The following is a 24,402-nucleotide window of genomic DNA, read 5'->3' as shown; positions in this document are numbered from 1 at the left end:
ATTTCAAACATGGAAACTACTTCTGCCTATAAATCTCATATCTTTCAAGCATTCCATAGTGACATTGTTTAAGCCCAATATGATGAAACCCACATTTTTCCAAGACACGTTTTGATGCAGAATTCTCTGTTTCCACGAAAGAAACAATTGTGTCTATATTAAGATGATCAAATCCCCATGCTACTAGCGCCCGAGTCACTTCTGTGGCAAACCCTTTTCCCCAGTGTTTTACATGGAAGCGGTAGCCAATTTCAATCTCCGGCTGCAGATCCCAGTGGCCAATGTGAAAAATACCTGCTTGCCCAACAAAATCCCCCGTCTTTTTTTCGAATACAGATGCCATCCCATGGCCGTGCTTTTTTTGATAGGGGATAACCCAATCTAAAAATCGCTGCACATCTTGTTTTGTTGCAGGCGGCTGTGTGGTGTACTTCTGCACCTCAGGATCAGATCGAAGCGCAAGAATATTTTCAAAATCACTGAGTGATGTAAGCTTGATTATCAACCTATCTGTCTCGAGAAAATTTGTCATGAAACATTATCCTGTTATCTGTCTCGATAAATTTTTTATTTTTCCTTTTAAAAATCATTCACTTCCAGAGGATTAACTACTCCAAGACTGCCGCTGGTAACATTATTGCTTGACTTAATGTTGCAATACGAACACCAAATGCCACAAGAACAGCACCCATTGCTTTCACAATATAAAATTGAATTCGGTTTAAGTTCGTTTTAATCGCAAGATGCGTCATCATCATACTTAAGCTGGAAAACCAAATCATATGAATGATGGCGATTTCAAAACCATAAGCCATTTCAACCCATAAAGAGTGGCCCGGTTTAACAATTAGAGTAAAAAAAGCCAACAAAAACATAATGGCCTTAGGATTTAAGAGATTACATAGTAATCCTTGGTAAAATGCGGATAACGGTGTGAGTGAAGGTTTAGATTTTTGATCATCTAATTTTGTGATTTCTCGTTTAGCTATCAATCCCTTAATACCAATATAAATCAAATAAGTAGCTCCAAGATATTTAATAATACTAAATGCCAACAAAGATTGAGAAATAATCAAGGCAAGACCAAGAATACAATAGACAGCATGAATCAATAAGCTCACAGAAACTCCTAGTGCTGTATAAATTCCAGTTTTTCTGGAATGGAATAAGGAATTCTTAGTCACTACAGCAAAATCAGGGCCCGGAGAGATAGCGGCTAAAATAATTAATAAACTGATGGAGAAAAATTCTTGCATGGCTTGCCTTGATTCAAGGTAACTTAGGAAGTCTAGTATACCATACTTAGAATGGTGATATTTTCGGCAGGATAATCAAATCAGTTATAATAATCGAAGTTTAATGTTTTTGGATTGAAATAATGTATGAATGCGAGTCTTCTTTACAGCCATTGATTGTACTCATTACCGGAGCATCGGGAATCGGGAAAACAACGCTACTTAAAGAAATCGAACAGCAATATCCCAAGGAGACCATTTCTTCTCATTTTTTTGACAGCATTGGTGTCCCCAGCTTTGATGACATGATCCAACAATATGGCTCAACCGAAAAATGGCAAGAGGTCACTACAAGACGCTGGATTGAGCGTTTAAGTCAGATTCATGATAAAAAGCTGATTTTTCTTGAAGGGCAATTTAATCCCGAGTTTGCTTTAATACCACTTAAAGAGCACGGCATAAAAAATTATTTACTGATTTGCTTACACACGGAGCAAGCCATGCGAGAGCATCGGTTGAGTGTACTTCGCAATCAACCTGAGTTAGCAGATATCCACATGAACAATTGGGCTCTATTTCTTAAAGAGAAAACTATTGAAATGGGTGGCGTTATTCTTGATTCTTCGCAGGACAGCATCAATATGCTTGTCATGGAACTTATGGAGTTGGTTAGGAAAAAATTGCAGCTTGAGATTGAGTGTAAAGAAATTTCATTTTCTTATCCCGGATTGTCCCATCTCCTTGAACCAAGCGTTGGATGCCCAACACCTGAAAAAATGGAACAAGTACTTCTATCCTATACTCAATCAGGCCAGCATCTTGTAGGGGCGTTTTTAAAAAATGACTTAGTTGGTGTGATTGGTCTTCATTTAGAGGAGAGTTTTGCCATAATCAGACATATTGCGGTAATTGAAGTATATAGAAACCAAGGAATAGGTAAGAACATGCTGATGTATGTACTCAATCATTTTTCAATACAAATGCTTCGCGCTGAAACAGATGATGAGGCTTACGGTTTTTATCAGCAATGTGGATTTCGATGTGAGGCATTTATGAATAAGCATGGTAAACGTTACACCTGCTATTTAGACAAATAATCTTAGAGGGCTAGAGATGCGCCGTAGAGAATTAAATTATTCTGATGAACAGCTGATGGATTTTTTATATCAAGGCTATCAGATTATGGCCTCAGAGCTCCATTTTGTTGCGGTGGGGTCTTTTTATGGATTTGTTATTTCGACGAATACGACTAAAAAATATTTTCTAAAAGTTTATCCTGAAGGCCAATCGCTGGTTCCAATCCAACCTACAATTGAATCACTTAATCAGACCGGTATCGCTTTAAATCGATTAAGAAACGAATTTGGCATGAAGAACTTGTCTTATATGATTTCAGATGTTCAGGGTCATTATTGTTTTAGGAGCAATAAATTGATTTTGACATTGTTTGACTACATTGAAGGGATTCATCCAGCCTATACGCCCAATCAGCTTTTGGCCGATAAAATGGCTACTCTTCTATTTCAATTACATCAAATTCCAGCTCATGAGTTCTCATTTTTTGAAACAGAACATTTTGATATCAATTATGCATTAGGGATAAAGGGTTGGATTAACAATGCAGTTGAGGTGATTGAGGAAACGCATGCAGAATCGATGTTGTCCCAACTAAAACGTCATAAAAAGCAATTGTTACAAGGACTATCTCAATTACAAGAATGGAAAAAGCAGTTCAGTCAGCAGTCAATCCCTTTTGCTTTAACTCATGGTGACCCTCATCACTATAATGTACTACAAACTCCTTTTGATGTTTGGTTGGTTGATTGGGACGGAGTTAAAATTGCACCGATTGAGAGAGATCTTTGGCATTATGAACAGGCTCCATTGGCTGAGTTCTATTTAAAATTAAACCTCAAATGCAGCATTAACCATGAATTGTGTCGATTTTATCAGCTTCAACGATTTTTTGAGGATGGACGCTATTATCTTGAACAGGTTTTGACTGGAAAAAATAGAACTGATCAGCAATCAGAAGAGGATAAAAATACTTTTTTAACTCATTGGGGATGGTCATACTGCGTGTAGTATTAGAGCATGTAGCCTTAGCCAAGAAAGTTATATTTCACTATCCAGGATTTGCTTCTTAGCTAATAAATAAGTTTTTCGCGTTGTTGGCATCAATCGTTCAATGGCGTAACGGAGCATGGTTCTTGGCATTTGATACGCATGGCGATTTAAAAATTCGATGAGGATGGATTGGTTGCGTTTCCCGACTTCTCTTAACATCCAGCCTACTGCCTTATGAATTAAATCATGATGGTCACACAGCAGTTTTTCTGCAAGTTTAAGCGTACATTCAAAAGAGTCGTTTCGGATAAAATACCAAGTGGCGACTATCGCTATACGTTTTTCCCAAAGGTTAGTGCTTTCTGCCAGTGTGGACAGAAATGTTTTATCTTCTTTTAATAAATGGGCACCCATAATCCAGTGAGCTGAAGCATCAACCAAATTCCAGTTATTAACCTGATTGATGTGAGTTAAATAAAATTGAAAAATCGTTTGTTGTAGGTCTGCATCTCCTCTTTGATAACGGGTTACTAAAATCAACAAGGCTAATAGTCGCTCTTCATTGATGGGTGAATACAGCAATTCTTGTAACAAGAGAAGAGGTAACTCCTGATAGCGTTTGGCAATTTTTCTTAAATCAGGGACGCTAACTCCTATAAATTGGTCATGCTCCGCATAATCTCCTGGTCCAGTTTTATAATAGGTTGCCTTTTGCTCTGACGCAGGCTTTTTGAGTGGCTCAAGCTCGCTTTGAAGTTTTATAAGTGAATCTATTATTGGGGTTGTTGTCATATAGTTAGTGCTCTTATGTTGGTTACTTAATGCCTATATACACTGCGCTTTCAATAGGAGTTTTATAGAGCTCAAAATCAGTAAGATAGCTTCGTTGGTATGTTGATGTCTCATTAAAATAGTTCCAAATAGTTTGCCAGGCTTTAATGATTTCTGAAGGATTAGTCCCTGCTGCTTCAAAAACCAGATAATCTCCTGCTTTTATGATAACTCTATCCAAGTGTGTGGCTTTGGACTCATTCGGAATTTCTATTCCTGCAGTTACTGTATAATGTCCTGATGAATCGGACTCATAGTGGTGATACACCCCATAAATTGGGTTATTTTGTTGTGTTTCATTTGTTGTCGAGCCATAAAATTGTTCCCAAAGATGAGGCAGTTGTGCTTTTTGAGGATTAAGCTCCTCCTCATTTTTTGTTCTCACACTTATTCCAGTTACTGTCAGTGCTTGAATTTGGGTTAGTTGAGGTATGATAGCAGTCATAAGAAGCTCCAAGTAGATTTTTTTTAATTAATATAAGCTTGCATGGCATGGGCAATGATGCGTTTGTCGTGTTCACTGATTTTTAATACGCCAAAACGAAATTGATATCCCCAATTCTTGGTATTTTTTGTCAATTCCAGCGATTCAATCAGTGTATGTATTGAAACATCAATCGCTTTATTGGACCAAAGCACATTGCGTCGAAAAGGATAAAAACCATTGCCCATATCCACTTGATAAGGTTCGCCGGGTAGAACTATTCCAATTGCCGTAAATGCCTGCACTTTCTTGGTGCCGCCAAAGTGCGAGGTTGGCGAGTAATAAATAATACAATCGTCCGCTTTTATTCTTTTTAGAGGTGCAAGTTTACCATGGCAAACTTGCATAAATTCTCCTTCCACTCCAATTCGCACATGTGTTGCACAGGCGACAGCGAGCCAGTTTTGATTCATGGTCATTTCTTTGAAAAAAAGCGAATGCGATGGCCATCTGGGTCGCAGATTACAAAGGTATAACCAAAATCCATATGAGTCGGTTCTTGTATTATTTTAAAGTCCTTATTTCGATAATTTCCAAAAAGTTCATCAATCGTTTGCTCAGAGCCAACCAAAATGGCGAGCTCGCTACCGCCACCAAGCGTAGTGGGGGCTGGTTGGGCAGAATTTTGAGACCACAAACCTAGTCGTAAGCCAGATTTTAATAAAAACATCACATAGTCAGGCTCGGTGTGTATAGGATGTGCAGTGAGTAATTCTGAATAAAAATGAGTACTTTTTTCTATATTGCTCACATAAAATAGAACTAAATTGGGATCGAATGACATGCTTTCTCCTGTTTTTTATTTATTAACCTGTTGGAGAATATACGGTAGGGTCGTGACAGTTTTTGTCAGCATCATTCAATAGGATTGGGGAATATTATGTAGGGTGCGCCACTTCTTTAAAAGGGATTGTCGGCGTTCGGAATATTTTTGTTCTTTAATGGATAATTGAAGAATTCTATCGGTTCTGAAGTGACGGAAGTCCTGCCTTAGCTCACACCAACCCACCATGAGATGCACTTCATCAAAAAAGCCGAGCGCAATAGGCCAGAGTATTCGTGTCGAATGATTGTTTTGGAGATCTTGATATTCTAATTCGATTTTTCGTTCTAAACGTATCGCTTTGCGAATGAGAATAAGATCACTATCCTTACTTTCGGCACATTTTCCTGGGGGAACTAAGAGTCCTGAAGTTTCTAGTTGGTGTTTTAATTCAGTAGGAAGGACTGCTGAAATTTTTGCAAGCACATTTTGAGCTGCGATTTTAAGTTGAGTATCCGCTCGTTGTGCAACCCAACGTGACCCTAGCACCATTGCCTCAATTTCATCATCTGAAAACATCAAAGGAGGCAACATAAAACCAGATTTAAGCACATAACCAACACCGGGCTCGCCTTCAATTGGCGCGCCTAAGGATTGTAAGGTTATTATATCTCGGTAAAGAGTCCGTAGGCTCACGCCTAATTCTTCTGAAAGATTTTTGCCACTCACGGGTAATTGATGACGTCGTAGTAATTGAATTAAATCAAATAAACGTTCAGTTCGAGACATTATTGTAATAAATACTGCTGCCAAATCATGTCAGTAGTGTATCATGAATATTTATAGAACTAATAATTTGCTTATTATGATTATTCTAATAGCAACGAACCTTGGGTTTAATGCATGCCCTCAAGAAACGCTTTAAAGCCACCTGCGATCGGGCTATGCTGATTGGGATAGTAGGCCTGGTAGGCCTGTCGATCCACACTTAGTATAAACTGATTAGACGCGAGTATATTCCAAAATAGCCGGATTTGTTTCGCTAAAAGGAATGCACTTAATAACCGTTCCTTTGTCGCTAATCCTAACCATTTTTCGAGGCAAGCATCTTGAAGTTTCTGGTATGTTGAATCACCTTCTGTTACTCCATAGTGAGTAATCGATTGTTCTAGACAGGTATGTAACGAAAAAAATGGATGAATGATCGCGGTCTCTCCCCAATCAACAAACGTCATTCTTTTAGTAATTGGATCAAGAAGAACATTCTTATCATGAAAATCGTGATAACCTATGGTTTCAGGAATCCTAAAGCTTGCTAATAATTTGCACTGCGCTGAAAATTTCGGACTTAGACTGTGTAATGTTTGCAATTCTTTATCCGTTAGACCCTCTGCTTTTAAAAAAGCAGTTTGCTTTAACATGTGATCATAAAGAAAGGGTAATTGATTTAATCGCCAATCAGGTACGCCTAGTTTGAGAAATGTCACGATACATTCTTCTGCGCTGAGTTGGATTGTGGCATATTGCTTTATTGCTTGGCATAATAGCTCTGGCTTGAAGTTGGTTTTAAGCGTTTGACGCAAAGAAATACCCGCATCCCTCATTAGAAAACAATGTAAATCCTCATTAATTTCAATTATATCGGGCACATTGGCATGGAATTGGGATGACAATACTCGAATGATTTTGGGCTCATTAGATAGAAAAAGAGAGGGTGGTGTTTGTTTTAAATAAAAATTCTCTGTTGATGTTGCAAATCGGATCACATGAGACCACGGTGTTGACAATACAATTTCTGGTGAGTGCTCTATTGAGTAGCCATTAGAAACCAGGTAATCGGTTCCCCATTTGAAAAGTGGTAGTAGATTATTCATTTTTGGAAGTTAAAATGCATAAAAAATGACGAGAAAAATATAAGTCTTACTTAACATAAAAAACTTCCCTTTAAATAGTTACCAAGAGAATATTATACATAAAAAAGCGAGTCTCAATAGAATAGTAAAAGCAGGATAAAATAATGGAACAGCAAGATGATTTACCTATATCCGTGGTATAAACAAAAGGATAATGGATTAATTCTTAGTTTGCTTATTCAACCCGGTGCCAAATGCAATCAAGTAGTAGGTGCTGTTGGAGAGGAACTAAAGATAAAAATCGCGGCACCTTCTATTGAAGTTAAAGCCAACATGGAATTAGTGCGATACCTGTCTGTCTTATTCAAAGTCCCTAAAAGTCAAATTAAAATAAAGAGAGGCCTTAAGTCTCGACACAAGATCATTGAAGTCATTGGTTGTGGTGTTGATGCTCTTCAGTGGTGTAAAATTTAAAGAATGATTTTAAATAATGAGCCTAAAATGCTGGATACAACAATAATTGAGAACAATTGGCGCTCTCGTGGCTTTAGTTTTGAGCTTTGGGAAGATCCCCCAGGTCAAATTTGGAAGGATTTTAGGCATGAAACGGATGAGTTATTCATGTTGCTTGAAGGTGAAGTTATTTTAACCGTGGGCAATAAAACGTTAAAACCTGCTATTGGAGAGAAGTATTGATTCCAGCAGGAGTAGATCATACGGTTCAAACCAGTTCCACCACAGGAAGCCGTTGGTATTATGGTTACAAAATAAGAAGGTAAGGGAATGACACAAAAGAAAATATCATTAGAAAATGATGCTGTTCTGCAATTCATTGTTGATGAATTAATATCTTTACATCATTGCCATACAATTATTTTATATGGCTCGCGCGCACGAGGAGACTTCACAGTAACCAGTGATTATGATGTTGCAGGGATTAGGGAAAAAGGAGATAAGCAACGAATTGCACGCTTTGATGAAGCACATCAAGTTTATCATGATATTTTTGTTTATCCCGAGAATGCTTTTGATTCAATTTCTGATGAACATTTATGTATGTCAGATGGCATCGTTGTTCTTGAAAAAGCTCATTTTGGCACAGAGTTATTAAAAAAACTCTCTGCTTTTTTAATATTGCCTGAGTCCCTCCCTCTTGATGAAATTACAGCACGTAGAGTGTGGTATCAAAAAATGCTGGCAAGGGCGTATACTAGAGATTTAGAAGGAAAATATCGCCATATTTGGTCAATCTTCACAATTCTAGAGGATTATTTTGTATTCAAAGAATTGCGTTATCAAGGTCCAAAAAAAGCATTCAAGTATTTAGAAACACACGATCCAGAGACTTTATCATTATTTGATGAGGCCATAACGAATATCGATAATTTGGATGCCTTAAATAGGCTAATTACAAGAGTTATAAAGATAGACAAAACGTAGGATAATTATGCCAGAATTAGATATTGAAATTATCAAAGATAATCCAGAGTACTTTCTTGTGAAAAGGTATCTATTATTTTTATTTAGAGTGCCTAGTAATGAAATTTAATATTTATATTAAAATTTTGACTGCGTTCTTTGTGATTTTTTTAATTCTTGTTTTGGCATTTTTTAAATATTTAAAGTCAGTTGAGACAAAGATAGTTGTTAATGCTGGAAAAACGACCTCGCAAGGGCTTTTAATTAGTTTAGAAAAAGAGTTAATTAATAACCCGAAATCAAACTGGGATGCGATAATAAAGAAGAAAACAGATAATGTTATTCATCTTATAGCAATCGACAGTCTAAAACTCACCCTGGCGCAGAATAATCAGTTAAATAATGGTGAAATCATTTTTTTATCAGGTACAACCTATCAATTTCTAAACGAGGTCATTGTAGAACATACGGCGTATAAAAAAATTGGTAATACCCCATATGCATTAGCTTACAATTTTTCAGATCCTGACGAAATTATTTTTAATTATATGAATCCTGTTTTAAAACAAATCGTTCAACATTTATTATCAAAATCAAAAAATACGTGGAGTAATGAACTATTAAGTTTAGAAAAAATATATGGGTTTCCTCTTCATGTTTATAAAACCAAGAGTAAACTCTTGCCAAGTAATATAATTAATTCTTTATCAACAAAGCGTCTAGTACTTGAAACCAATAAAAACTCGTCACAAATTGTTATTCTCTATTATCGTTTTAGTGGTGGAATACTCAAAATTGGCCCACTAAGCTATCTGCCAGTTATGGCAAGAATCAGTGATGTTATGTATTATTTTATAGGAACTTTCTTTTTTATATCCCTTTGTCTTATTGCCTTATTTTCATTGCTTTTTGTTAGAAATATGAAAAAGGTATATCAGATAACAAAAAATTTTAGTCAAGGTAACTTTGATTTTCATCGGAAAATTGGTACCACCTCTGTTTTGTATGGGCTGTATAGAAATATCATCCAAATGGGTGAGCAATTAAAAGAACTGATTGAATCACATAAACAATTGTGCCGGTTTGTCGCGCATGAAATTAGGACTCCTTTGTCAACCATACAAATGGCGACGGATAGTATCAAAAGGAGAAACGCTGAAGATGCATTGCTCAATAAACAGATAAACAGCATACAAGAAGATATTGCAGATATGAATCGGCTCGTCAGCACTTTTTTGATTTACTCAAAAATGCATTCAAACGAATTGAAATTAAAACAGTCTGAGACCGATATAATAGTATGGTTAAGAAAGTTATTAGAGTCTTATTCTTCCTCAACATTTGAAATTACATTTCATTCTAATGAGTTAAATTCTTTGAAAGCATACATAGATGAAAATATTTTAAAACACGCTGTTACCAATTTGATTACAAATGCCATGAAATTTGCAGAGCACACTATTTCTTTAACCATTTCGCTGGATAATAGTCATATTTTACTTCACGTAGACGATGATGGCCCAGGCTTGCCGGAGGAGGGTGCGGATGACATTTTTTCTGAATATACAATTGCTGAAGACGCAGGAATTGGAGATAAACATATTGGGTTAGGATTAGCTATTGTTAAAAAAGTTGTTAATCTCCACGGAGGAAAGGTCATGGCTACACAATCACCGATATTAAAAGGTGCTCGATTCACCATAGTACTTCCAATATATTCTTAACGATTAAGATTTTAGTTTTGGAAGTTGGTCTTCAACTGTAGCATCTTTTGAAGTATCCATCTCTTGTTTCATCCCAACCAGTGCGTCGATAGCCGCTGTTAACTGGAGTTTTGCATTTTCAAAACGTTTAGGGATAAATTCATCTTCCTCACCATCAATTGCTTCTCCAGTTCCAATGCCTTTTTCAAGAGCGCTGATAACCACACTAAGCTCTGATTCAAACGCCGATAATAGTTCATTACTCCCCGTTGCAGATTGCAAGATTCCATGCAATTTTTCCACTACATCTTCAGGAATATAAAGAGTGCCTTCACTGCATTTGCTATATTCACGTTTCGCAATAGGTAATGAAAGTAGTTCATCAGCCTTGTGTTGACTCATCTGAAATATTTGTCTAATAGATTGTTTTAGTTCTAAGGGAGTTGGTAGCGAATTGCTAGATTTCAAAGATGCGAGAAGCTTATCACTAGCAGTTACTCTTCCATCTTTGCTATGTTCTTGCGCTGTCTCGATAGGAGTCTGTCCTTTTTCATTTCGCACTTCAAGACTAGCACCACACTCTAATAACTTTTTAATGAGATGTAACGGCTCTTTTCTATAATTATAAAAATTCTGTACCGCATAGTGCAAAGCAGTCATGCCTTTTTTATCAGAACTATTAATATCAGCGCCATGTTTTAATAATAAAGCAATGACGCTATCATTACTTGGGCCACCAATAAGGACTTTTCCACAACTTACCATTGCCAGGTTTAACAAAGCTTTATTAGCTAGAATTGACTCTAGCAAGTCTTCATGACCTTTAAATACAGAAGGTTCTTTTAAACCTAAGAGAAGTTCTAGTACATCTCTATCGGTCAGTTGTTCTATAGGGTCCGCCCGACCTAAGATATCACGGACACGTGTTAAATAATTTTCTTGTTCTTTACCTAATATTTGATTTTCCTGTTCAACAAACTTTGCAACATCTTCTCCTTCAAATCGCAATTCTGGAAAACCCTCAATTTTCTTTAAATCTTGAATGTTTAGAATATCTCGATTTAAAGCGATTTTTGCTATCAGTTCATCGGCTCCGTCTTTACCTAGAATTGCACGGGCATATTCTATGGTGTTCACTTTTAATTCTTTAGCTGTTTGTGTTGAGGCAAATAAAGATTTTCGAACGGCAACTTGATATTCACCATGATGAAAAATAACACTGTTTCCAGCCTTCCAAATATTTCCTGCCATCGATGTGATAGGGGATGCCGGCGAAAGGGATCGGAAGCCGGTCTGTACATCTTGCGCATTCCATGGTCCAGTTCCACCAAACGTGATTTCTGGATGTTTCACTGATACTCTTTCTAAAAATGTTTTTTTCTGTGAGTTTGCTGCAGCATTAAGTTGATTGTCTGTATTACAACCTTCTAAAGTCACAAAAACTTCACCATGATGTGCGGGCAATGCTCGTTTAAAACCATGTAATAAATTATCAAAATGATTATCATATAACTGCTCACTTGGGCCATGGCAATTACCCATACCATATTCGCCACCACCAGCATGGCCCATAATAAATAATTTTGGGTTCTTCTCAAATATATTGTCTAGTTCTTCCGGTAAGTCTCGTTTGAGTTCATCCAAACTACTATAGATTTTTGGGGATTTATCACACTGATCGAAAAAATAATACTTCAAATCAGAGCCTTCTAAATAGACGCCAATTGGAACAAATTGCTTGAACCGTTGTTTTAAGTGAGGATTTACCACCACACCTCTCTGATTTTCAGGCAGTGGATGATCTGGATCTGGTTTATATATTAAGATTTCTATTGCAGCGTCTTTCATGGCTCATCTCAACTATTACTTAAAATAATAGGTTGATTTTATCAAAAACACTCAGCTCAAATGTATATATATTGTACAAACGTTCTAAAATGATACTTTTGTCGAGGGTAAATGATTATAGATTTGCGATATATTTGGTGAAGCTTTCATCACTGGACGAAAAATCTCAAGGTCGAGGCAAAAGAATTTTTTACTATTTTTCATAAGTCTTACATAAGATCGGTGGCTGTGATCTGTATTTATTCCCAAGCCGCTGATACAAATACATATCCTTTTTTATGAATTGTTTTTATACGATAGGGCTTTTTATTATTATCATTCAATGCTTTTCTTAAACGTGATATTTTTAAATCGATACCTCTATCAACCCCATCATATTCATGCCCAGAAAGAGCATACATAATGCTATCTCGACTCAGCAACCTATCATGGTTCTTAACCAACAAAGCAAGCATTTCAAAGTCACTGGTACTTATTGAAATTTCTTCATCAAAGAGATGAACACTCTTAGTACTAAAATTGATAGAAAAATTGCCAAATTGAAATTGATTTTGATTATTAACTAAATTGGGTCGACGTAACAATGCCTCTATTCTTGCTTTCAAAACCTCGTCTGCAACAGGTTTAGTTAAGTAGTCATCTGCTCCTAAATTTAAAGAGGATACTTCACTTTCAATATCATTAATTGCTGTTAGCATGAGTATTTTCCCCAAATACTCATCTCTAATGGTATGGCATATTTGATCACCATTCATGCCAGGAAGCATTATATCTAATATTACTAGGCAAGGTTGCTCACGAATGATGCGATAGACCGCTCTATCACCACGTTTTTCAATAGAAACATCATAACCTGCTTCTTGTAAGCTTTCTTTGAGGTAATTGGCTAACTTAACGTTATCTTCTACAAGCAATATTGATTTATCTTTCATTCGTTCTGTCTAAGCCTCTTTAAATAAGAAAACTCTCTAAACAAATTTAGTCTGAATTGATTTTTAAGTTCAGTGTTACATAGATATCAGTAGGTAAGCAAACACACGGTGCATCCGTACATTTTATATACAATTGATCTGTTTTAACTCGATATAATGATAGCTAATGGGCGAATCTGTGGAGATAAATTATGAGCGCTTATGTTAAAAATTTTGATGAACATAAAGAAATCAAATCTTCACGTGACATTTGCAAATCATTAAAACCGGTTCCCACAGCATATATGGACAATAAACATTGTGAGCATTGCTATCCCGAAAAACGTTCTCATTTTCGAAGAAAATTTTTTAATTTATTCCATTATTTTATATTCAATCCATTTATCTATCTTTTATCTAAACTCTTTCTCCTATCAGAGCATGATTTTTTACGATTCAATAACCTATTAAATCAGTTGGTCATTAATATTTTTCAAAAACTAAAACTATATACCAAGACTCAGACCATTGATAGGAAACAATTCAATAACAGTGTCCTTGCATTTTGGGATGAAGCACAAAAAAGAGGGCTAGAGCTGTATAATTTTAAGGAATCTAACTTGCATACTCTGTATTTTAAGTTGGTCTACAATAGGAAAAAATATTATTTCATACAGACTCCAATCTCTCTTATTTCTCAAAAAAATACACGCTTTGATGAGGATACTAAATATGATAATAAATGGATCCTCAAGAAAAAATTATTAGATAGCCAAATTCCCTGCCCCTTAGGGAGGGTTTTTATTTCCAGCAAAAAAGCCTACAACTATGGCATTTCATTGGGATTTCCTCTTGTGGTTAAGCCATTATCTGAATCTCTAAGTATTCACACTTCATGTACTATTCAAACTCCAAATGAATTAAAAGAAGCGATAAACATAGTAAAGCAAGTTGATTTTCGCGTGCTGGTTGAAAAACACATACCTGGGGATGTTTATCGGTCATTAATTATTAATGATTCATTAATCGCTTGTGTGAGGCGACAACCTGAGAGCATTGTTGGCGATGGTGTCACTACACTTCAAGAGTTAATTGATAAAAAAAATAAAGTTAGGTGGAAAGAAAGTCATGGTAAATATCCATATAAAATTACTCCAAATAGCAACTTGATCAAAATTTTGTCATCCCAGGAAGTTGCTCTTAATACGGTAATAAACAAGGGACAACAAATCTTTATTGCAAAAAAAGTTACTATGAGTAGTGGTGCAAAAATCAGTGATGTTACCGATCTGATACATCCTGAGAACAAACTATTATTGGAAAAAGCACATAAAATCCTCAATATACCGCTTACGGGTCTTGATTTTATTTGTCAGGACATTTCTCTTCCATGGCATAAGCAACAATTTGGAATTATTGAAAATAATAGCTTCCCTTACATTGAATTACATCTCAATCCGTCTGATGGGAAAGGAATTAATGTAGCAGGTAAAATTTGGGACTATGTACTCGATGTTTTAAGTCAAAAAAACGAGTAACCCAATAAATGTACAATTTATATACAATTGGGTTTTTTTAACTCGGTATAATAACAGATAAGTAAATCTTTATTCGGATGAAACCATTATGAACTTGCACTGGAGTATTCTCATGAAAAAAGACAAAGAAAAACATCAGCCTGTCCCTGAATCCATAACGGCAGATGAACCCCAAACCTCTTCTATAGCATTAGCTTTACAACAATTTAGAAAGGAAGCAGAAAAAAAAGAGGCTGCTGAGGAAGGTGCAAAAGTACGCTGTCCGACTTGTTTTAAAGAAATCGCACCTAAGCGCCTTTGTTCCGGACATGGTGCAGGTGGTAGCGGAGGTGATAGTGCCACCTCTGATAAGAAGACATCTGAGGAAAAAGCGAGTCCTGGTGAAGATAAATTCCTAACTAAATCAGGCAAAGTAGTTGGGTCTGAAGATGAATTGGTAGGAGTATTTGGTTCAGAAGAACTTGATTTAGAGTCTGGTTTTGACCCAGAAATAATTGAAAAATTAATTGCTGATGGGAAATTGTTGGTTGATAGTGATCGTGAATCAATGACTCTTAAGCTTAAATTACAATGTGATCCTAATGAATTAACTCCAAAGCAACGACATGAATTAAAAAAATTCATGGAAGCGATTATAAACGAATTCAGTGAATTTAAAGAAGAAAATCATCTTTCTGATGATTGCATACAAATCCTTCAAGATGAGGAGGGAAACATACGTTCTCTTCGCATTACCATGCCCACATTAGCTTTATACGATGCATTTATCCAACAGCTAGCAAATAATTTAGTACCCGTACCCAGTCCGAAAGCACAAGAAAGAGATGAGGTAACAAAAGAGCAAAGCTTTGCTCCACACCCACTTTCGAGGGAACCCAGGCCGTCTAATAAAGATCAATCCTCCACACAAGAAGCTAATGAGATACATAATAAATCTGAAGATGGGGAACAAGAAATTTTTAACCCATCTCCTTTTAATATGAAGCCGTGGTAATAAAGAGCAGGGGGTTTATTGATTATTGAAAAGAACTATTCAAGATACCATTTCGTATCCAATAATACGATTACGTAATTGGGAAATACCATTTTATGCTTTCTCCAAGACGGAGCCCTTAAGTCTTGACACAAGAGCGTTGAGGTCATTGGTTGTAGTGTTGATGCTCTTCCGTGGGGAGTCGATTTATAACTGATATTTATTTTTCTGGTTTTCTTATTTATCTGATTGAATGGTGTAGCTTTTTAGGCTATGATTGAAGCTTAGTTGGCTTCAATATAAAAATCATGTTTGATACTTCAATATTGTTTTCTGAATATCGGCGGCGTGTGCTGGCACTTTTATTGCTTCATCCTGATGAGCGTTATCATGTCCGAGAGATTGCGCGGTTAACGAATACCACAGCGGGTACACTTCATCGAGAACTATCCAAACTTGCTAAATCCAAAGTACTTCTGCGCGAGCAGAGTGGTAATCAAGTTTATTACCAAGCAAATCGAAATTTTCCTATTTATACGGAGCTTACAAGTATTTTAAAGAAAACGTCTGGTTTGGTGGATGTGTTGTTTGATTTTTTAACTCCATTAGCTGAAAAAATTGAAGTAGCTTTTGTTTTTGGTTCGGTGGCCAAAGGAACTGAAAACCTTGGAAGTGATATTGATGTGCTTATTATTGGTGAGGTTGATTTTACAGAAGCAGTTGAGGCTCTTTATGCTGCTCAAGCTAGTTTAGGGAGAGAAATTAATCCCAAAATATATTCCAGGGAACAATGGAAGGCATCTTTACAAAAACAAGATCTTTTCATTCAGGAGGTTTTAAATAATCCCAAGCTATTTATTATGGGAGCTGAACATGACCTTGGATAATTTAATTGGCATCAGCCTGGAAAAAATACCACCTCACCCAGATACAATAAAACGGCTTTTGCATGCGGCTGAACGTAATATTTTGGATTCAAAAATTGACTTGGTTAGCGCGGAGAATCGCTTTGATGCTGCCTATAAAGCAATTATGCAAATAGCAAATGCAGCACTTCAATCTCATGGATATCGAACCTTGACTTCTAAACCAGGACATCATCAAACGATGATTCAGTTATTGCCTCAGACTTTAGGTATTGATAAAAAAACAGTGATTATATTGGATGCTATGCGTAAACAACGCAATATTGCAGATTATTCTGGCGATATTATTCCTGAGAGTGCAGTAATAACTTGTATTGCTCAAGCAGAAGCATTGTTAAAGGATTTTAAAAAATGGCTGAGTGTTAAAGATGGAAAACAACAGTGATGTAAAGCAACAACTCAAAGAATGTCTTGAGGTACTAACAAAGATTTTAGGCGCAGATCTTTTGGGTGTTTATCTTTATGGTTCTTATCTTGTAGGTGGTTTGCAAAAATACAGTGACATTGATTTATTTGTTGTAACAAATCGTACCACAACTTCAAAAGAAAAGATGGAGTTGACTAACCATCTTCTCCAAATATCAGGCATTTACATGAAAAGTACGAAGCCACCTATAGAAATGACCCTTGTGGAAAGGGAGGCTATCAATCCTTGGCATTATCCTCCTCTGTTTGATTTTCAATACGGTGAATGGCTTCGTCCATCATTTGAAATGGGTAGTTTTGAACCATGGCCTGGTCGTGAAATGCCCGATCTTGCGCTGATTATCACTCAAGTCTTATTAAAGAGCCATACATTGCTGGGTGAAAGACCTGAACATCTATTAGCCCCTGTCCCATATAGCGACTTTATAAAAGCGATGCTTCATGATCTTGGGAGACTTTCAGCTGAGCTTGAACAGGACACTCGAAATGTATTACTAACCTATGCACGGATTTGGAGTACATTAGAAACTAATAAGATTCGATCGAAACCTATAGCCGCCGATTGGGTGATTGATCGTCTACCTAAGATGTATCAGCCCGTGATGAACAGAGCGAAACACATATGCATTGGTTTGGAAGATGAATATTGGGATGATATTAATGTGCTTGTAAAACCCTGTGCTGATTTTATATTAAGTAGAATTACGGATCAAAAGTTATCAATAAATCTAAAAGATCCTTGCACCTTAATAAAGTTAGCCTAGATAGAGGGCAGGAGACTAAGATTTCTGCCATTAGTATGATTTTCATTAAGGTTTATTCAGTCATTTCCAGGTATTCTGCTACATTGCTACACGTTCATCAAATCATTCAAACCATCTAGATGAAATTATCTATGAATTCATAGAGTAACGCATTTTTTTGTTAAAAATCCGATTAATTATTTGTAGCAAAAAAGTTGCTACTGTATTGCTACGACACGCTACATTTCAAATGCTGTAAAACACATCCTGAAATAGACAAAAGAGGATGTCCTCAGTTGTGGCTTTGGTTTCTTCATGTTTTGTTTTTTTAAGTTCTTTTGTTTTTTGCAAAGAGTTCCTTATTTATAATAATTTTCTATAAATAAGGAAAATGGCAGAAACAAGACGTGATCCAGTGAAATTTATTAATCTCTGAAATTGTAGCGATATGTAGCATTTATGTAGCAATATAATTGCTACATAAATGCATTCATTTTGATGCGATGAATATTGTTATGATCCTTGTGAACACTGTATTATCTGATCAATATAGGTATGCTCGTTTGTCAACGAGTAGCAAAAGTAGCATGGTGCTCAATGGGTGAATATTAGAATAACGTTTAAATCAAGGGGAAGTTAATGCCTTCTGAAAAATCTCGGTACCTTAACAGAGGACCTAAATCACCTGTGGATATGCATCAGCTGAAAAAGTATTTAAATTCTTTTACTAAAGAACATTTGGCTGAAATTGTTCTTTTAAATGCACAATATAATTCTGTCTTATGGAGGGCTTTAAGTGCATCTATTGGAATGCGACTTGCCAATGGAGACTGGGAAGAGATAAAGAAAGCCATTGACTATGCATTTTATTTCCCTGAGTACATCCGTTATACAGAAAATGGGTATGGATTCATTATTTATGAAATGATTAATGCGCTTGAGTTCTTGTATAAAGATAGAGACAAGCAATTTATTTTGCAGGTTGCTGATTATATGTTTGAGCAGGCAGAACAGGCTCTTGAATCTTTTGAAGAAGGTTGGGATTGGACTTGTGCATTAGAAAGCCTTAAAGACTGGATAAGAAATAAAAAAATCAAATGTAAATGAAGGTGTAACTTAATAGAATTAACACAGAAAAAACAACTTTTATCTCATTGGCTTTCTCCTAAATGAAAGGGATCGCAAGCAGGCGCACAATCGTGAAAGAGATGTTGCTTAAAATTTTTTCTTAGGGATACTTAAATCTTTTGATTCAACTTCCCTAATCCCCTTTATAAATTTCGTGATGATTGACCTTTTATTATAAAAAGCACTATAATTAAGTCATAATAAAGGTATTTATTTAGGTCATTAAAATGCAAACTTTATATGCAACACAAGTCGCTAGCATTAGCGAATTAAAGAAAAATCCCACAAAACTTATTAATGATGCTCATGGGATGCCCGTGGTGATTCTTAACCATAATGTAGCTGCTGCTTATTTAATTCCAGCAGAAACTTTTGAAAAACTGATGGATGCTGTTGACGAAAGCGAGCTAAAAAGCATTGTAGAACAACGCCTTTCAGAGCCCTTTACGCCAGTTAAGGTTGCGCTTGATGATCTATGAGTTACATTTCCATCCGCTTGCGTTAAAAGAATGGAAGAAACTATCGAAGGAGTTGCAGGAACAGTTTAAAAAACTATTAAAACGGCGACTGGAAAATCCGCATGTTATTTCTGCCAAACTTAGTGGCCATCTTAAAGATTGCTATAAGATAAAATTGCATCAGGCCGGCTATAGATTGGTCTACCAAGTTAACGATAATAAAATGATTCTCCTTGTTGTTGCTGTAGGCAAGCGAAACAAAAATAAAGTCTATGAGTCAGCAGAAGATAGGACTTAAGCTGATGATGAATAGGGTATTTGATGGTGTGCACCTGAAGTGATTCTTAAAAATAACAACTACAGAAACTTGCTAATTTAACTTAGTTTATGTAATCAATTTGATGACTGGATTAATGGTCGTTTTAACAGGTTTAAAAAAATTATTATATCTATTGACCTTGCCGTTACGTCAACCCTTATCGTGTATGTTGTCAATTAGAGGAGAGCAAAATGGCATACACGATTAATCAATTGGCGAGGCTTTCAGGGGTCAGTACCCGCACTCTGCGATTCTATGATGAAATTGCTTTATTAAAACCTGCCTACTATGGTGGCAATCAATATCGTTATTACAAAGAAGAGCAGCTGCTTATGTTACAGCAGATTTTATTTTTTCGTGAGCTTGGTTTTCCTCTAAATGATATCCAACAGATTATGAGTAGTGATGATTTTGATAAAATAGAATCATTAAAAAGACATAAATCTGCTTTGGAATCTAGTCTTGAACGAACAGCAACGCTCATCAAGACGATTGATAAAACCATTTCACATTTAAGAGGAAAAATAATTATGCGTGATGCGGAAATGTATGATGGCTTCGATCCCATCAAACAACAAGAGCACGAAAAATATATGCTCGAAACAGGAGTGATATCACAAAAGCAAATTGATGATAGTTGGACGCGTGTTTCTCACTGGAAAAAATCAAATTGGGAACAGTTTAAAAATGCGGGTGAAAAGCTTAATCTTGAGCTGGCCAATGCATTAGCAAAAGGAGTTAGGACTGATTCGGATGAGGTTCAGGCATTAATCCAAGAACATTACGATTGGGTTAATAATTTTTGGACACCAACAAAGGAGACATATTTAGGACTTGGAAAAATGTACCTGGACCATCCAGATTTTCGATTATTTTATAATAAATATCACCCTGGTTTGGTTGATTATTTGGTAGCTGCTATGAGAGTTTTTGCTGAACGTAAGCTATCGTGATCATCTTGCTCTGCTGATAGAAGCATCAGTAGAGCACTATCTTTCTGGGAAATTATTATGAATACCAAAATTTGCTTTACTAATTCTACTATTCTGTTAAACGATGGCAGAACACTTGGATATGCTGAGTTTGGAGATCCAAAAGGAGAGGTAGTTTTTTATTTTCATGGACTTCCAGGTTCTAGGCTTGAGGCTGGGCATTGGGAAAATATAGCATGTTTAAATCATTATCGATTAATTAGTATTGATAGACCAGGAATGGGTTTATCTTCTAAACATCCAACGCGCACTATTCTTTCATGGGCTGATGATGTTGAGGCGCTTGCCAATTACTTAGGTATCCCTAAATTTTCTATTATAGGTCACTCTGGTGGAGCTCCTTTTGTTGCAGGATGTGGATATAAAATACCTCATCGGTTAAATAAAATAGCGATTGTCTCAGGTATGGGGCCTTTTGAAATACCTGAGGCTACAGCAAGTCTAGGACGAGGACAGCGGTTTATAAATAAAATGATTAAAGCAATACCCCCAATTGCTACCGTAATGGTAAATCTCATGTTTTTGATGCTGAAAAAACCCGGGATATTAAAAAAAATGACGAGTAAAATGTCAGAGGTAGATCAGCGTATTTTAGGTGACACAGAAGCTGGTGATTTATTTATCCAATCATCGTTAGAGGCTTTTAAAGGTGGTATTACAGGCGTATCTCAAGAAATTCAATTAAGCCTAAAGCCTTGGGGATTTGATATGAGCCATATAAAGTGCCCTGTTGTCATTTGGCAAGGTAGATTAGATAAACAAGCTCCGTTAGCTCATGCCAATCTTTATGCAAAATTAATCCCTAACGCCTCACTAAAAGTTTTGGATCATGAAGGACATATCTCGTTGCTCATTAACCATGGTGAGAAAATTTTGCGCAGTGTTCGTGAATAAAATTTTGCATCGTCGCTACTATTTTAGGTTACAACCGTATTGGAAGTAACGATCGTGATAAAAGTGGCATACAAGAGAACATTGTTATTTATATTAGAGCGTTAGATTCAACGATTTTCCCCCAATTTCACAATTGTCGCTATTGCCTGTAAGATAAACGTAGCCCATCGTTTTAAGTTCTGTTTGCAATCCCAATAAATTATAAAACTGCTCACATTCAGCAAGTTTATTAACTGCTAGGGCTATATGTCCCAAACTGGCATTTTTGGGTAACATTTTTTAGGTCCTTATTTGAATGTAAGTTGGTTCATATTGGAAGCATTGTTTATTATTAGATACTCTCAACCCGAAACGCTTGATAAGAAGGTGATTCATAGGGATGAGCCTTCTTTAAGGCCGCAACAGCCACTGTGATTTGTCCTTCAGTACAGATAATTTCTACTTTATATTCAGGTACTCTTTCAAGCTGATTGATTTCCCCAATAAAAGCATGGCTTCCAGGTAATGGCATAAATTGCCCCTCACCCAATGTTTGCCAAGCACAATGCTGATAATGATCAACACTCCCTGCGCCTGTAGCAAAAATAGCATTTTTAACAATTTCTAAATGGGTTTCTGGAACACAAAAACAAAGCATGTACATGATATCACCTATGGGGAAATTAATTCTGATTTCCAAGAATCTTCTATCTTCGTATAGCGAATTACTTCAGAAAAAGAAATAGAGCCGACCGTGTAGAAAATCCATGTTTTTGGGATAAAGCGAAAACCGAAATAATACTCGTTCATAGGGATAGGAAGTCCTGCAAATTGATCACTCAATTCTTTTTTCCTGGTTTCCAATTGGTTTAAATCTTTAATGACAAGTCCTGAAGTAGGAGCATAAGCAGAGAATCTCAATTGGCGTTCACGAGGAAGAGTACTCCAAAAAGCTTCATTTTCTTCTTGAGAAATGGGTATTGCTGTACCTTCTAAAATAACTTGTCGGTTCTGCATCGCAAATAAAAAATTTAAACAGGATTTAGGGTTATTTAATAATTCAGTAACCTTGCGTGTTTTTTGCTGCGTAAAAAATAAAAGACTCTCTGTTTCAATTTCGCGAATGGCAACCACTCGACTATGAGGTTCACCAGAACTGCTACAAGTGCTTAAAACAGCACAGGCAGGGTCCTCAATCCCCCTTTCTTTTTCATTGCTCAACCATTCTTTTAGCATGTTAGAGGGCACGAGTTTCTCCTGTAAATTGGTGTGATAAAGTTAAAAGTATTAAACAAAACTCATGTTGGCACTTTGCATGCGCGTGGATTCACTTCCACCATCGTTTTTGAACCTGATTTTACAATGCGTATTTGATTGTGCTCCACTAATAATTCAACAGCTAAGTCGCGTTTTATTTTATCTCGCAGTGGGCTTAATTGTTGAATGGTTCGTAACGTTGTTGAGCTAATATTTTTTTCAATAAACCAGTCCATTAGTTTGAGGGCATCGGAAAACTGCAAAGAAACGGTTTCAGTAGGCATAATTCTTCGTGCTTCTTGCAAATGCCAATTAATTATTTCAATGGCATTTTCGGTATGCTCGACACTAATATCCCCATGGCGTCCTTCAAAGAGATGAAAGAGTGCTGCTAGGCGCACAGTATTTTCAGCCGCTTTTGATGCAAAATCAACGACATCGACCCACTGTCCTTGAGGTTTTAACCCAGCTTCCACTGCATTAAAAAATAAAATCCATTGTTGTTTTGCGGCCATACTCATTTTCAATAATGGAAGTTGAATACAACCTTGATGGCTTAATTGCTCTGACTGGTTTAAGCAGGCAGTGACGCGTTGCTCATAATGGGTTAGAGAATGTAAAGAAGCAGGCGGCTCTTGGTAAAATCGATTTCCCATACTGTTGGCAGGATAAGCCATCAGGCAACGAGCTAAAAAACCGCTTTGTCGACTAATACCCGATGCTTGCTTGGTAAGTTGTTGTAAGATAAGCGGTTGCATCATCAAGTTAAGTGTTAAACGCCGATTTTCAATGGTAAATCCTTGCGTTGTCTTACGATGTGCTGTGAACGTCTTACCGTCCCACAAACGATTAAGCAATGCTACAAAACGAGTTGGATTGCCTTGCATGCTATGACTACCTAAAATGATACCCGCCTCATCAGACCATAAGGAAGCAGAAGGCCAACCTTGGGCCAAATGAATAGCCAGTGCTTCTTGGGTAGCATCTTCAAAATAAAGAGTAGGTTGCAAAGGAATTTCCGGTTCTTGATGAATTAATTCATCGAGCATTTCTTTGGCATAATCAGAATCTTCTCCCGTATAAGTTGCACGTTTGATTTGGGAGAATAAACTGTCTTTTTCCATTTGCCATACTTGGTGTTGCGTTAGCGCTGATAACACTTCAGGTTCGCGCCTTTTACGAATAAGTGTTTCCCAGTGACGCGCTGCTTTAGAAAAAACATTATCTGCAGCAGTTTTTCGGGTGCCAGAGCCGCTGGCAATTAAAAAATAAAGCGATACAGGACTAATTAAATAGTTGTCTCGCGCAACATTGGCAAGCGATTGGCATGATAGAGACATATTAGCTAAGGCACTGCATGCAATCAAAGGCAGGGGTTGCTGTCCGTATTGTTGATAGTCTACTACGGCTTTTCTAACAATTGAGGGAAGTGCCTCAACTGGATAAGGACAGTCCGGGGCTAAGATTGGAGAAAGTGGAATAGGTTGTCCCCATGTGATGCTTTGATGTGGATTATTTTTAATCTCTAATTCATTCTGTTCAATAGTCATTGTTTTAGAGGATGAAGTGTTGGTTTCCGATTTTACCAGTAGCGTCAGTATGATGTAAAATTAGTGGCTGAAATATACTGATGATGCTAAATACTGGTTCTATGG

General features: G+C 36.6%; 30 protein-coding genes. 16 read left to right on the top strand and 14 right to left on the bottom strand.

Translation table 11 applies throughout. The features are described from left to right. Positions 1 to 16: 16 nt before the first annotated feature. Together LHA_RS15515 and LHA_RS15510 are read right to left on the bottom strand one after the other, a co-directional pair. Positions 17 to 532: a GNAT family N-acetyltransferase gene (locus LHA_RS15515; RefSeq protein WP_011212564.1), complete on the bottom strand. Its 516-nt coding sequence runs from the start codon at positions 530 to 532 to the stop codon at positions 17 to 19. Positions 533 to 608: 76 nt separating this feature from the next. Beyond that, positions 609 to 1,256 carry a LysE family transporter gene (locus tag LHA_RS15510; RefSeq protein ID WP_011212563.1) on the bottom strand — a complete coding sequence of 216 codons (648 nt, stop codon included), beginning with the start codon at positions 1,254 to 1,256 and terminating at the stop codon, positions 609 to 611. A 122-nt stretch (positions 1,257 to 1,378) separates the two neighbouring features. Between LHA_RS15510 and LHA_RS16280 the strand changes: the two genes are divergently transcribed. Both LHA_RS16280 and LHA_RS15495 read left to right on the top strand, forming a co-directional pair. Next, positions 1,379 to 2,332 carry a GNAT family N-acetyltransferase gene (locus LHA_RS16280; RefSeq protein ID WP_021436859.1) on the top strand — a complete coding sequence of 318 codons (954 nt, stop codon included), beginning with the start codon at positions 1,379 to 1,381 and terminating at the stop codon, positions 2,330 to 2,332. A gap of 16 nt (positions 2,333 to 2,348) precedes the next feature. Beyond that, positions 2,349 to 3,320 carry a phosphotransferase gene (locus LHA_RS15495; protein WP_011212562.1) on the top strand — a complete coding sequence of 324 codons (972 nt, stop codon included), beginning with the start codon at positions 2,349 to 2,351 and terminating at the stop codon, positions 3,318 to 3,320. Between the two features lie 30 nt (positions 3,321 to 3,350). On the opposite strand, the gene LHA_RS15490 is transcribed toward LHA_RS15495, so the two are convergent. The 6 genes from LHA_RS15490 to LHA_RS15465 form a co-directional block, all read right to left on the bottom strand. Next, entirely contained in the window at positions 3,351 to 4,094 is a 744-nt protein-coding gene (locus LHA_RS15490) for a DNA alkylation repair protein (protein WP_011212561.1), read from the bottom strand. A gap of 22 nt (positions 4,095 to 4,116) precedes the next feature. Further along, positions 4,117 to 4,578, bottom strand: coding sequence for a GyrI-like domain-containing protein (locus LHA_RS15485; protein ID WP_011212560.1), 462 nt, complete (start codon positions 4,576 to 4,578; stop codon positions 4,117 to 4,119). A 23-nt stretch (positions 4,579 to 4,601) separates the two neighbouring features. Beyond that, complete coding sequence (locus LHA_RS15480; RefSeq protein ID WP_011212559.1) at positions 4,602 to 5,030, bottom strand: EVE domain-containing protein; 429 nt, start codon at positions 5,028 to 5,030, stop codon at positions 4,602 to 4,604. Positions 5,031 to 5,032: 2 nt separating this feature from the next. Continuing rightward, entirely contained in the window at positions 5,033 to 5,401 is a 369-nt protein-coding gene (locus LHA_RS15475; protein WP_011212558.1) for a VOC family protein, read from the bottom strand. A 75-nt stretch (positions 5,402 to 5,476) separates the two neighbouring features. Beyond that, the gene (locus tag LHA_RS15470; RefSeq protein ID WP_011212557.1) at positions 5,477 to 6,169 is read right to left on the bottom strand and encodes a helix-turn-helix transcriptional regulator; all 693 of its coding nucleotides are present in this window, start codon (positions 6,167 to 6,169) and stop codon (positions 5,477 to 5,479) included. A gap of 107 nt (positions 6,170 to 6,276) precedes the next feature. Next, positions 6,277 to 7,254 carry a phosphotransferase gene (locus tag LHA_RS15465; RefSeq protein ID WP_011212556.1) on the bottom strand — a complete coding sequence of 326 codons (978 nt, stop codon included), beginning with the start codon at positions 7,252 to 7,254 and terminating at the stop codon, positions 6,277 to 6,279. Between the two features lie 156 nt (positions 7,255 to 7,410). Between LHA_RS15465 and LHA_RS15460 the strand changes: the two genes are divergently transcribed. The 4 genes from LHA_RS15460 to LHA_RS15445 all read left to right on the top strand — a co-directional run bounded on the left by LHA_RS15460 (position 7,411) and on the right by LHA_RS15445 (position 10,376). Further along, positions 7,411 to 7,707 carry a DUF167 domain-containing protein gene (locus LHA_RS15460; RefSeq protein ID WP_011212555.1) on the top strand — a complete coding sequence of 99 codons (297 nt, stop codon included), beginning with the start codon at positions 7,411 to 7,413 and terminating at the stop codon, positions 7,705 to 7,707. Between the two features lie 27 nt (positions 7,708 to 7,734). Next, positions 7,735 to 7,929: a cupin domain-containing protein gene (locus tag LHA_RS17445; protein WP_021436860.1), complete on the top strand. Its 195-nt coding sequence runs from the start codon at positions 7,735 to 7,737 to the stop codon at positions 7,927 to 7,929. Positions 7,930 to 8,016: 87 nt separating this feature from the next. After that, positions 8,017 to 8,673 carry a nucleotidyltransferase domain-containing protein gene (locus LHA_RS15450; protein WP_011212553.1) on the top strand — a complete coding sequence of 219 codons (657 nt, stop codon included), beginning with the start codon at positions 8,017 to 8,019 and terminating at the stop codon, positions 8,671 to 8,673. A 98-nt stretch (positions 8,674 to 8,771) separates the two neighbouring features. Continuing rightward, positions 8,772 to 10,376, top strand: coding sequence for a sensor histidine kinase (locus LHA_RS15445; protein ID WP_011212552.1), 1,605 nt, complete (start codon positions 8,772 to 8,774; stop codon positions 10,374 to 10,376). Positions 10,377 to 10,379: 3 nt separating this feature from the next. On the opposite strand, the gene LHA_RS15440 is transcribed toward LHA_RS15445, so the two are convergent. Together LHA_RS15440 and LHA_RS15435 are read right to left on the bottom strand one after the other, a co-directional pair. Beyond that, on the bottom strand, positions 10,380 to 12,203 hold the full coding sequence (locus LHA_RS15440; protein WP_011212551.1) for an ankyrin repeat domain-containing protein: 1,824 nt from the start codon (positions 12,201 to 12,203) through the stop codon (positions 10,380 to 10,382). Positions 12,204 to 12,442: 239 nt separating this feature from the next. Continuing rightward, the gene (locus LHA_RS15435) at positions 12,443 to 13,135 is read right to left on the bottom strand and encodes a response regulator (protein WP_011212550.1); all 693 of its coding nucleotides are present in this window, start codon (positions 13,133 to 13,135) and stop codon (positions 12,443 to 12,445) included. A 191-nt stretch (positions 13,136 to 13,326) separates the two neighbouring features. On the opposite strand from LHA_RS15435, the gene LHA_RS15430 reads away from it, so the two are divergent. The 10 genes from LHA_RS15430 to LHA_RS15385 all read left to right on the top strand — a co-directional run bounded on the left by LHA_RS15430 (position 13,327) and on the right by LHA_RS15385 (position 21,511). Next, positions 13,327 to 14,652 (top strand): hypothetical protein, encoded by a 1,326-nt coding sequence (locus LHA_RS15430; protein WP_011212549.1) that lies wholly within the window; start codon positions 13,327 to 13,329, stop codon positions 14,650 to 14,652. A 112-nt stretch (positions 14,653 to 14,764) separates the two neighbouring features. Beyond that, complete coding sequence (locus tag LHA_RS15425; protein WP_021436862.1) at positions 14,765 to 15,646, top strand: hypothetical protein; 882 nt, start codon at positions 14,765 to 14,767, stop codon at positions 15,644 to 15,646. Between the two features lie 287 nt (positions 15,647 to 15,933). Beyond that, positions 15,934 to 16,512: a nucleotidyltransferase domain-containing protein gene (locus LHA_RS15420; RefSeq protein WP_010655397.1), complete on the top strand. Its 579-nt coding sequence runs from the start codon at positions 15,934 to 15,936 to the stop codon at positions 16,510 to 16,512. Further along, entirely contained in the window at positions 16,499 to 16,936 is a 438-nt protein-coding gene (locus tag LHA_RS15415; RefSeq protein WP_010655396.1) for a DNA-binding protein, read from the top strand. The genes LHA_RS15420 and LHA_RS15415 overlap by 14 nt, the downstream gene beginning before the upstream one ends. Beyond that, positions 16,920 to 17,741, top strand: a complete 822-nt coding sequence (locus LHA_RS15410; protein WP_011212547.1) for an aminoglycoside adenylyltransferase family protein — start codon at positions 16,920 to 16,922, stop codon at positions 17,739 to 17,741. The genes LHA_RS15415 and LHA_RS15410 overlap by 17 nt, the downstream gene beginning before the upstream one ends. Before the next feature lie 618 nt (positions 17,742 to 18,359). Then, a complete protein-coding gene (locus LHA_RS15405) occupies positions 18,360 to 18,827 on the top strand; it encodes a hypothetical protein (protein ID WP_011212546.1) in 468 nt (155 codons plus the stop codon). A 248-nt stretch (positions 18,828 to 19,075) separates the two neighbouring features. Continuing rightward, positions 19,076 to 19,327, top strand: coding sequence for a type II toxin-antitoxin system Phd/YefM family antitoxin (locus tag LHA_RS15400; protein ID WP_011212545.1), 252 nt, complete (start codon positions 19,076 to 19,078; stop codon positions 19,325 to 19,327). Continuing rightward, positions 19,317 to 19,604 carry a type II toxin-antitoxin system RelE family toxin gene (locus LHA_RS15395; protein ID WP_011212544.1) on the top strand — a complete coding sequence of 96 codons (288 nt, stop codon included), beginning with the start codon at positions 19,317 to 19,319 and terminating at the stop codon, positions 19,602 to 19,604. Before LHA_RS15400 ends, LHA_RS15395 begins: the two co-directional genes overlap by 11 nt. Positions 19,605 to 19,816: 212 nt before the next feature. Beyond that, positions 19,817 to 20,578, top strand: coding sequence for a MerR family transcriptional regulator (locus LHA_RS15390; RefSeq protein WP_011212543.1), 762 nt, complete (start codon positions 19,817 to 19,819; stop codon positions 20,576 to 20,578). A gap of 57 nt (positions 20,579 to 20,635) precedes the next feature. Continuing rightward, entirely contained in the window at positions 20,636 to 21,511 is an 876-nt protein-coding gene (locus LHA_RS15385) for an alpha/beta fold hydrolase (protein ID WP_011212542.1), read from the top strand. Positions 21,512 to 21,604: 93 nt separating this feature from the next. Here the strand turns inward: LHA_RS15385 and LHA_RS15380 are convergent, their stop codons facing one another. From LHA_RS15380 to LHA_RS15365, 4 genes are read right to left on the bottom strand one after another with little or no spacing between them, the layout of a single operon-like run. After that, the gene (locus tag LHA_RS15380) at positions 21,605 to 21,787 is read right to left on the bottom strand and encodes a hypothetical protein (RefSeq protein WP_011212541.1); all 183 of its coding nucleotides are present in this window, start codon (positions 21,785 to 21,787) and stop codon (positions 21,605 to 21,607) included. Between the two features lie 55 nt (positions 21,788 to 21,842). Continuing rightward, positions 21,843 to 22,154, bottom strand: coding sequence for a hypothetical protein (locus LHA_RS15375; RefSeq protein WP_011212540.1), 312 nt, complete (start codon positions 22,152 to 22,154; stop codon positions 21,843 to 21,845). An 8-nt stretch (positions 22,155 to 22,162) separates the two neighbouring features. Continuing rightward, a complete protein-coding gene (locus LHA_RS15370) occupies positions 22,163 to 22,738 on the bottom strand; it encodes a pyridoxine/pyridoxamine 5'-phosphate oxidase (RefSeq protein ID WP_011212539.1) in 576 nt (191 codons plus the stop codon). 50 nt (positions 22,739 to 22,788) lie between these two features. Further along, complete coding sequence (locus LHA_RS15365; RefSeq protein ID WP_011212538.1) at positions 22,789 to 24,297, bottom strand: YfjI family protein; 1,509 nt, start codon at positions 24,295 to 24,297, stop codon at positions 22,789 to 22,791. Positions 24,298 to 24,402: the final 105 nt, after the last annotated feature.

It is taken from the genome of Legionella hackeliae (assembly GCF_000953655.1).
In the GTDB taxonomy this organism is placed as follows: Bacteria; Pseudomonadota; Gammaproteobacteria; order Legionellales; family Legionellaceae; genus Tatlockia; species Tatlockia hackeliae.
Note: the sequence above shows the minus strand (reverse complement) of the source record. Positions and strands in the feature narration are given on the sequence as shown.

Bases quoted from the DNA above. Each gene is read 5' to 3' on its own strand.
- LHA_RS16280 (WP_021436859.1), top strand. From the start codon at position 1,379: ATGTATGAATGCGAGTCTTCTTTACAGCCATTGATTGTACTCATTACC.
- LHA_RS15375 (WP_011212540.1), bottom strand. From the start codon at position 22,154: ATGTACATGCTTTGTTTTTGTGTTCCAGAAACCCATTTAGAAATTGTT.
- LHA_RS15470 (WP_011212557.1), bottom strand. From the start codon at position 6,169: ATGTCTCGAACTGAACGTTTATTTGATTTAATTCAATTACTACGACGT.
- LHA_RS15405 (WP_011212546.1), top strand. From the start codon at position 18,360: ATGCCTTCTGAAAAATCTCGGTACCTTAACAGAGGACCTAAATCACCT.
- LHA_RS15440 (WP_011212551.1), bottom strand. From the start codon at position 12,203: ATGAAAGACGCTGCAATAGAAATCTTAATATATAAACCAGATCCAGAT.
- LHA_RS15450 (WP_011212553.1), top strand. From the start codon at position 8,017: ATGACACAAAAGAAAATATCATTAGAAAATGATGCTGTTCTGCAATTC.
- LHA_RS15445 (WP_011212552.1), top strand. From the start codon at position 8,772: ATGAAATTTAATATTTATATTAAAATTTTGACTGCGTTCTTTGTGATT.
- LHA_RS15495 (WP_011212562.1), top strand. From the start codon at position 2,349: ATGCGCCGTAGAGAATTAAATTATTCTGATGAACAGCTGATGGATTTT.
- LHA_RS15400 (WP_011212545.1), top strand. From the start codon at position 19,076: ATGCAAACTTTATATGCAACACAAGTCGCTAGCATTAGCGAATTAAAG.
- LHA_RS15510 (WP_011212563.1), bottom strand. From the start codon at position 1,256: ATGCAAGAATTTTTCTCCATCAGTTTATTAATTATTTTAGCCGCTATC.
- LHA_RS15380 (WP_011212541.1), bottom strand. From the start codon at position 21,787: ATGTTACCCAAAAATGCCAGTTTGGGACATATAGCCCTAGCAGTTAAT.
- LHA_RS15430 (WP_011212549.1), top strand. From the start codon at position 13,327: ATGAGCGCTTATGTTAAAAATTTTGATGAACATAAAGAAATCAAATCT.
- LHA_RS15410 (WP_011212547.1), top strand. From the start codon at position 16,920: ATGGAAAACAACAGTGATGTAAAGCAACAACTCAAAGAATGTCTTGAG.
- LHA_RS15475 (WP_011212558.1), bottom strand. From the start codon at position 5,401: ATGTCATTCGATCCCAATTTAGTTCTATTTTATGTGAGCAATATAGAA.
- LHA_RS15385 (WP_011212542.1), top strand. From the start codon at position 20,636: ATGAATACCAAAATTTGCTTTACTAATTCTACTATTCTGTTAAACGAT.
- LHA_RS15420 (WP_010655397.1), top strand. From the start codon at position 15,934: ATGTTTGATACTTCAATATTGTTTTCTGAATATCGGCGGCGTGTGCTG.
- LHA_RS15415 (WP_010655396.1), top strand. From the start codon at position 16,499: ATGACCTTGGATAATTTAATTGGCATCAGCCTGGAAAAAATACCACCT.
- LHA_RS15365 (WP_011212538.1), bottom strand. From the start codon at position 24,297: ATGACTATTGAACAGAATGAATTAGAGATTAAAAATAATCCACATCAA.
- LHA_RS15490 (WP_011212561.1), bottom strand. From the start codon at position 4,094: ATGACAACAACCCCAATAATAGATTCACTTATAAAACTTCAAAGCGAG.
- LHA_RS15435 (WP_011212550.1), bottom strand. From the start codon at position 13,135: ATGAAAGATAAATCAATATTGCTTGTAGAAGATAACGTTAAGTTAGCC.
- LHA_RS15395 (WP_011212544.1), top strand. From the start codon at position 19,317: ATGATCTATGAGTTACATTTCCATCCGCTTGCGTTAAAAGAATGGAAG.
- LHA_RS15425 (WP_021436862.1), top strand. From the start codon at position 14,765: ATGAAAAAAGACAAAGAAAAACATCAGCCTGTCCCTGAATCCATAACG.
- LHA_RS15465 (WP_011212556.1), bottom strand. From the start codon at position 7,254: ATGAATAATCTACTACCACTTTTCAAATGGGGAACCGATTACCTGGTT.
- LHA_RS15485 (WP_011212560.1), bottom strand. From the start codon at position 4,578: ATGACTGCTATCATACCTCAACTAACCCAAATTCAAGCACTGACAGTA.
- LHA_RS15515 (WP_011212564.1), bottom strand. From the start codon at position 532: ATGACAAATTTTCTCGAGACAGATAGGTTGATAATCAAGCTTACATCA.
- LHA_RS17445 (WP_021436860.1), top strand. From the start codon at position 7,735: ATGCTGGATACAACAATAATTGAGAACAATTGGCGCTCTCGTGGCTTT.
- LHA_RS15460 (WP_011212555.1), top strand. From the start codon at position 7,411: ATGATTTACCTATATCCGTGGTATAAACAAAAGGATAATGGATTAATT.
- LHA_RS15390 (WP_011212543.1), top strand. From the start codon at position 19,817: ATGGCATACACGATTAATCAATTGGCGAGGCTTTCAGGGGTCAGTACC.
- LHA_RS15480 (WP_011212559.1), bottom strand. From the start codon at position 5,030: ATGAATCAAAACTGGCTCGCTGTCGCCTGTGCAACACATGTGCGAATT.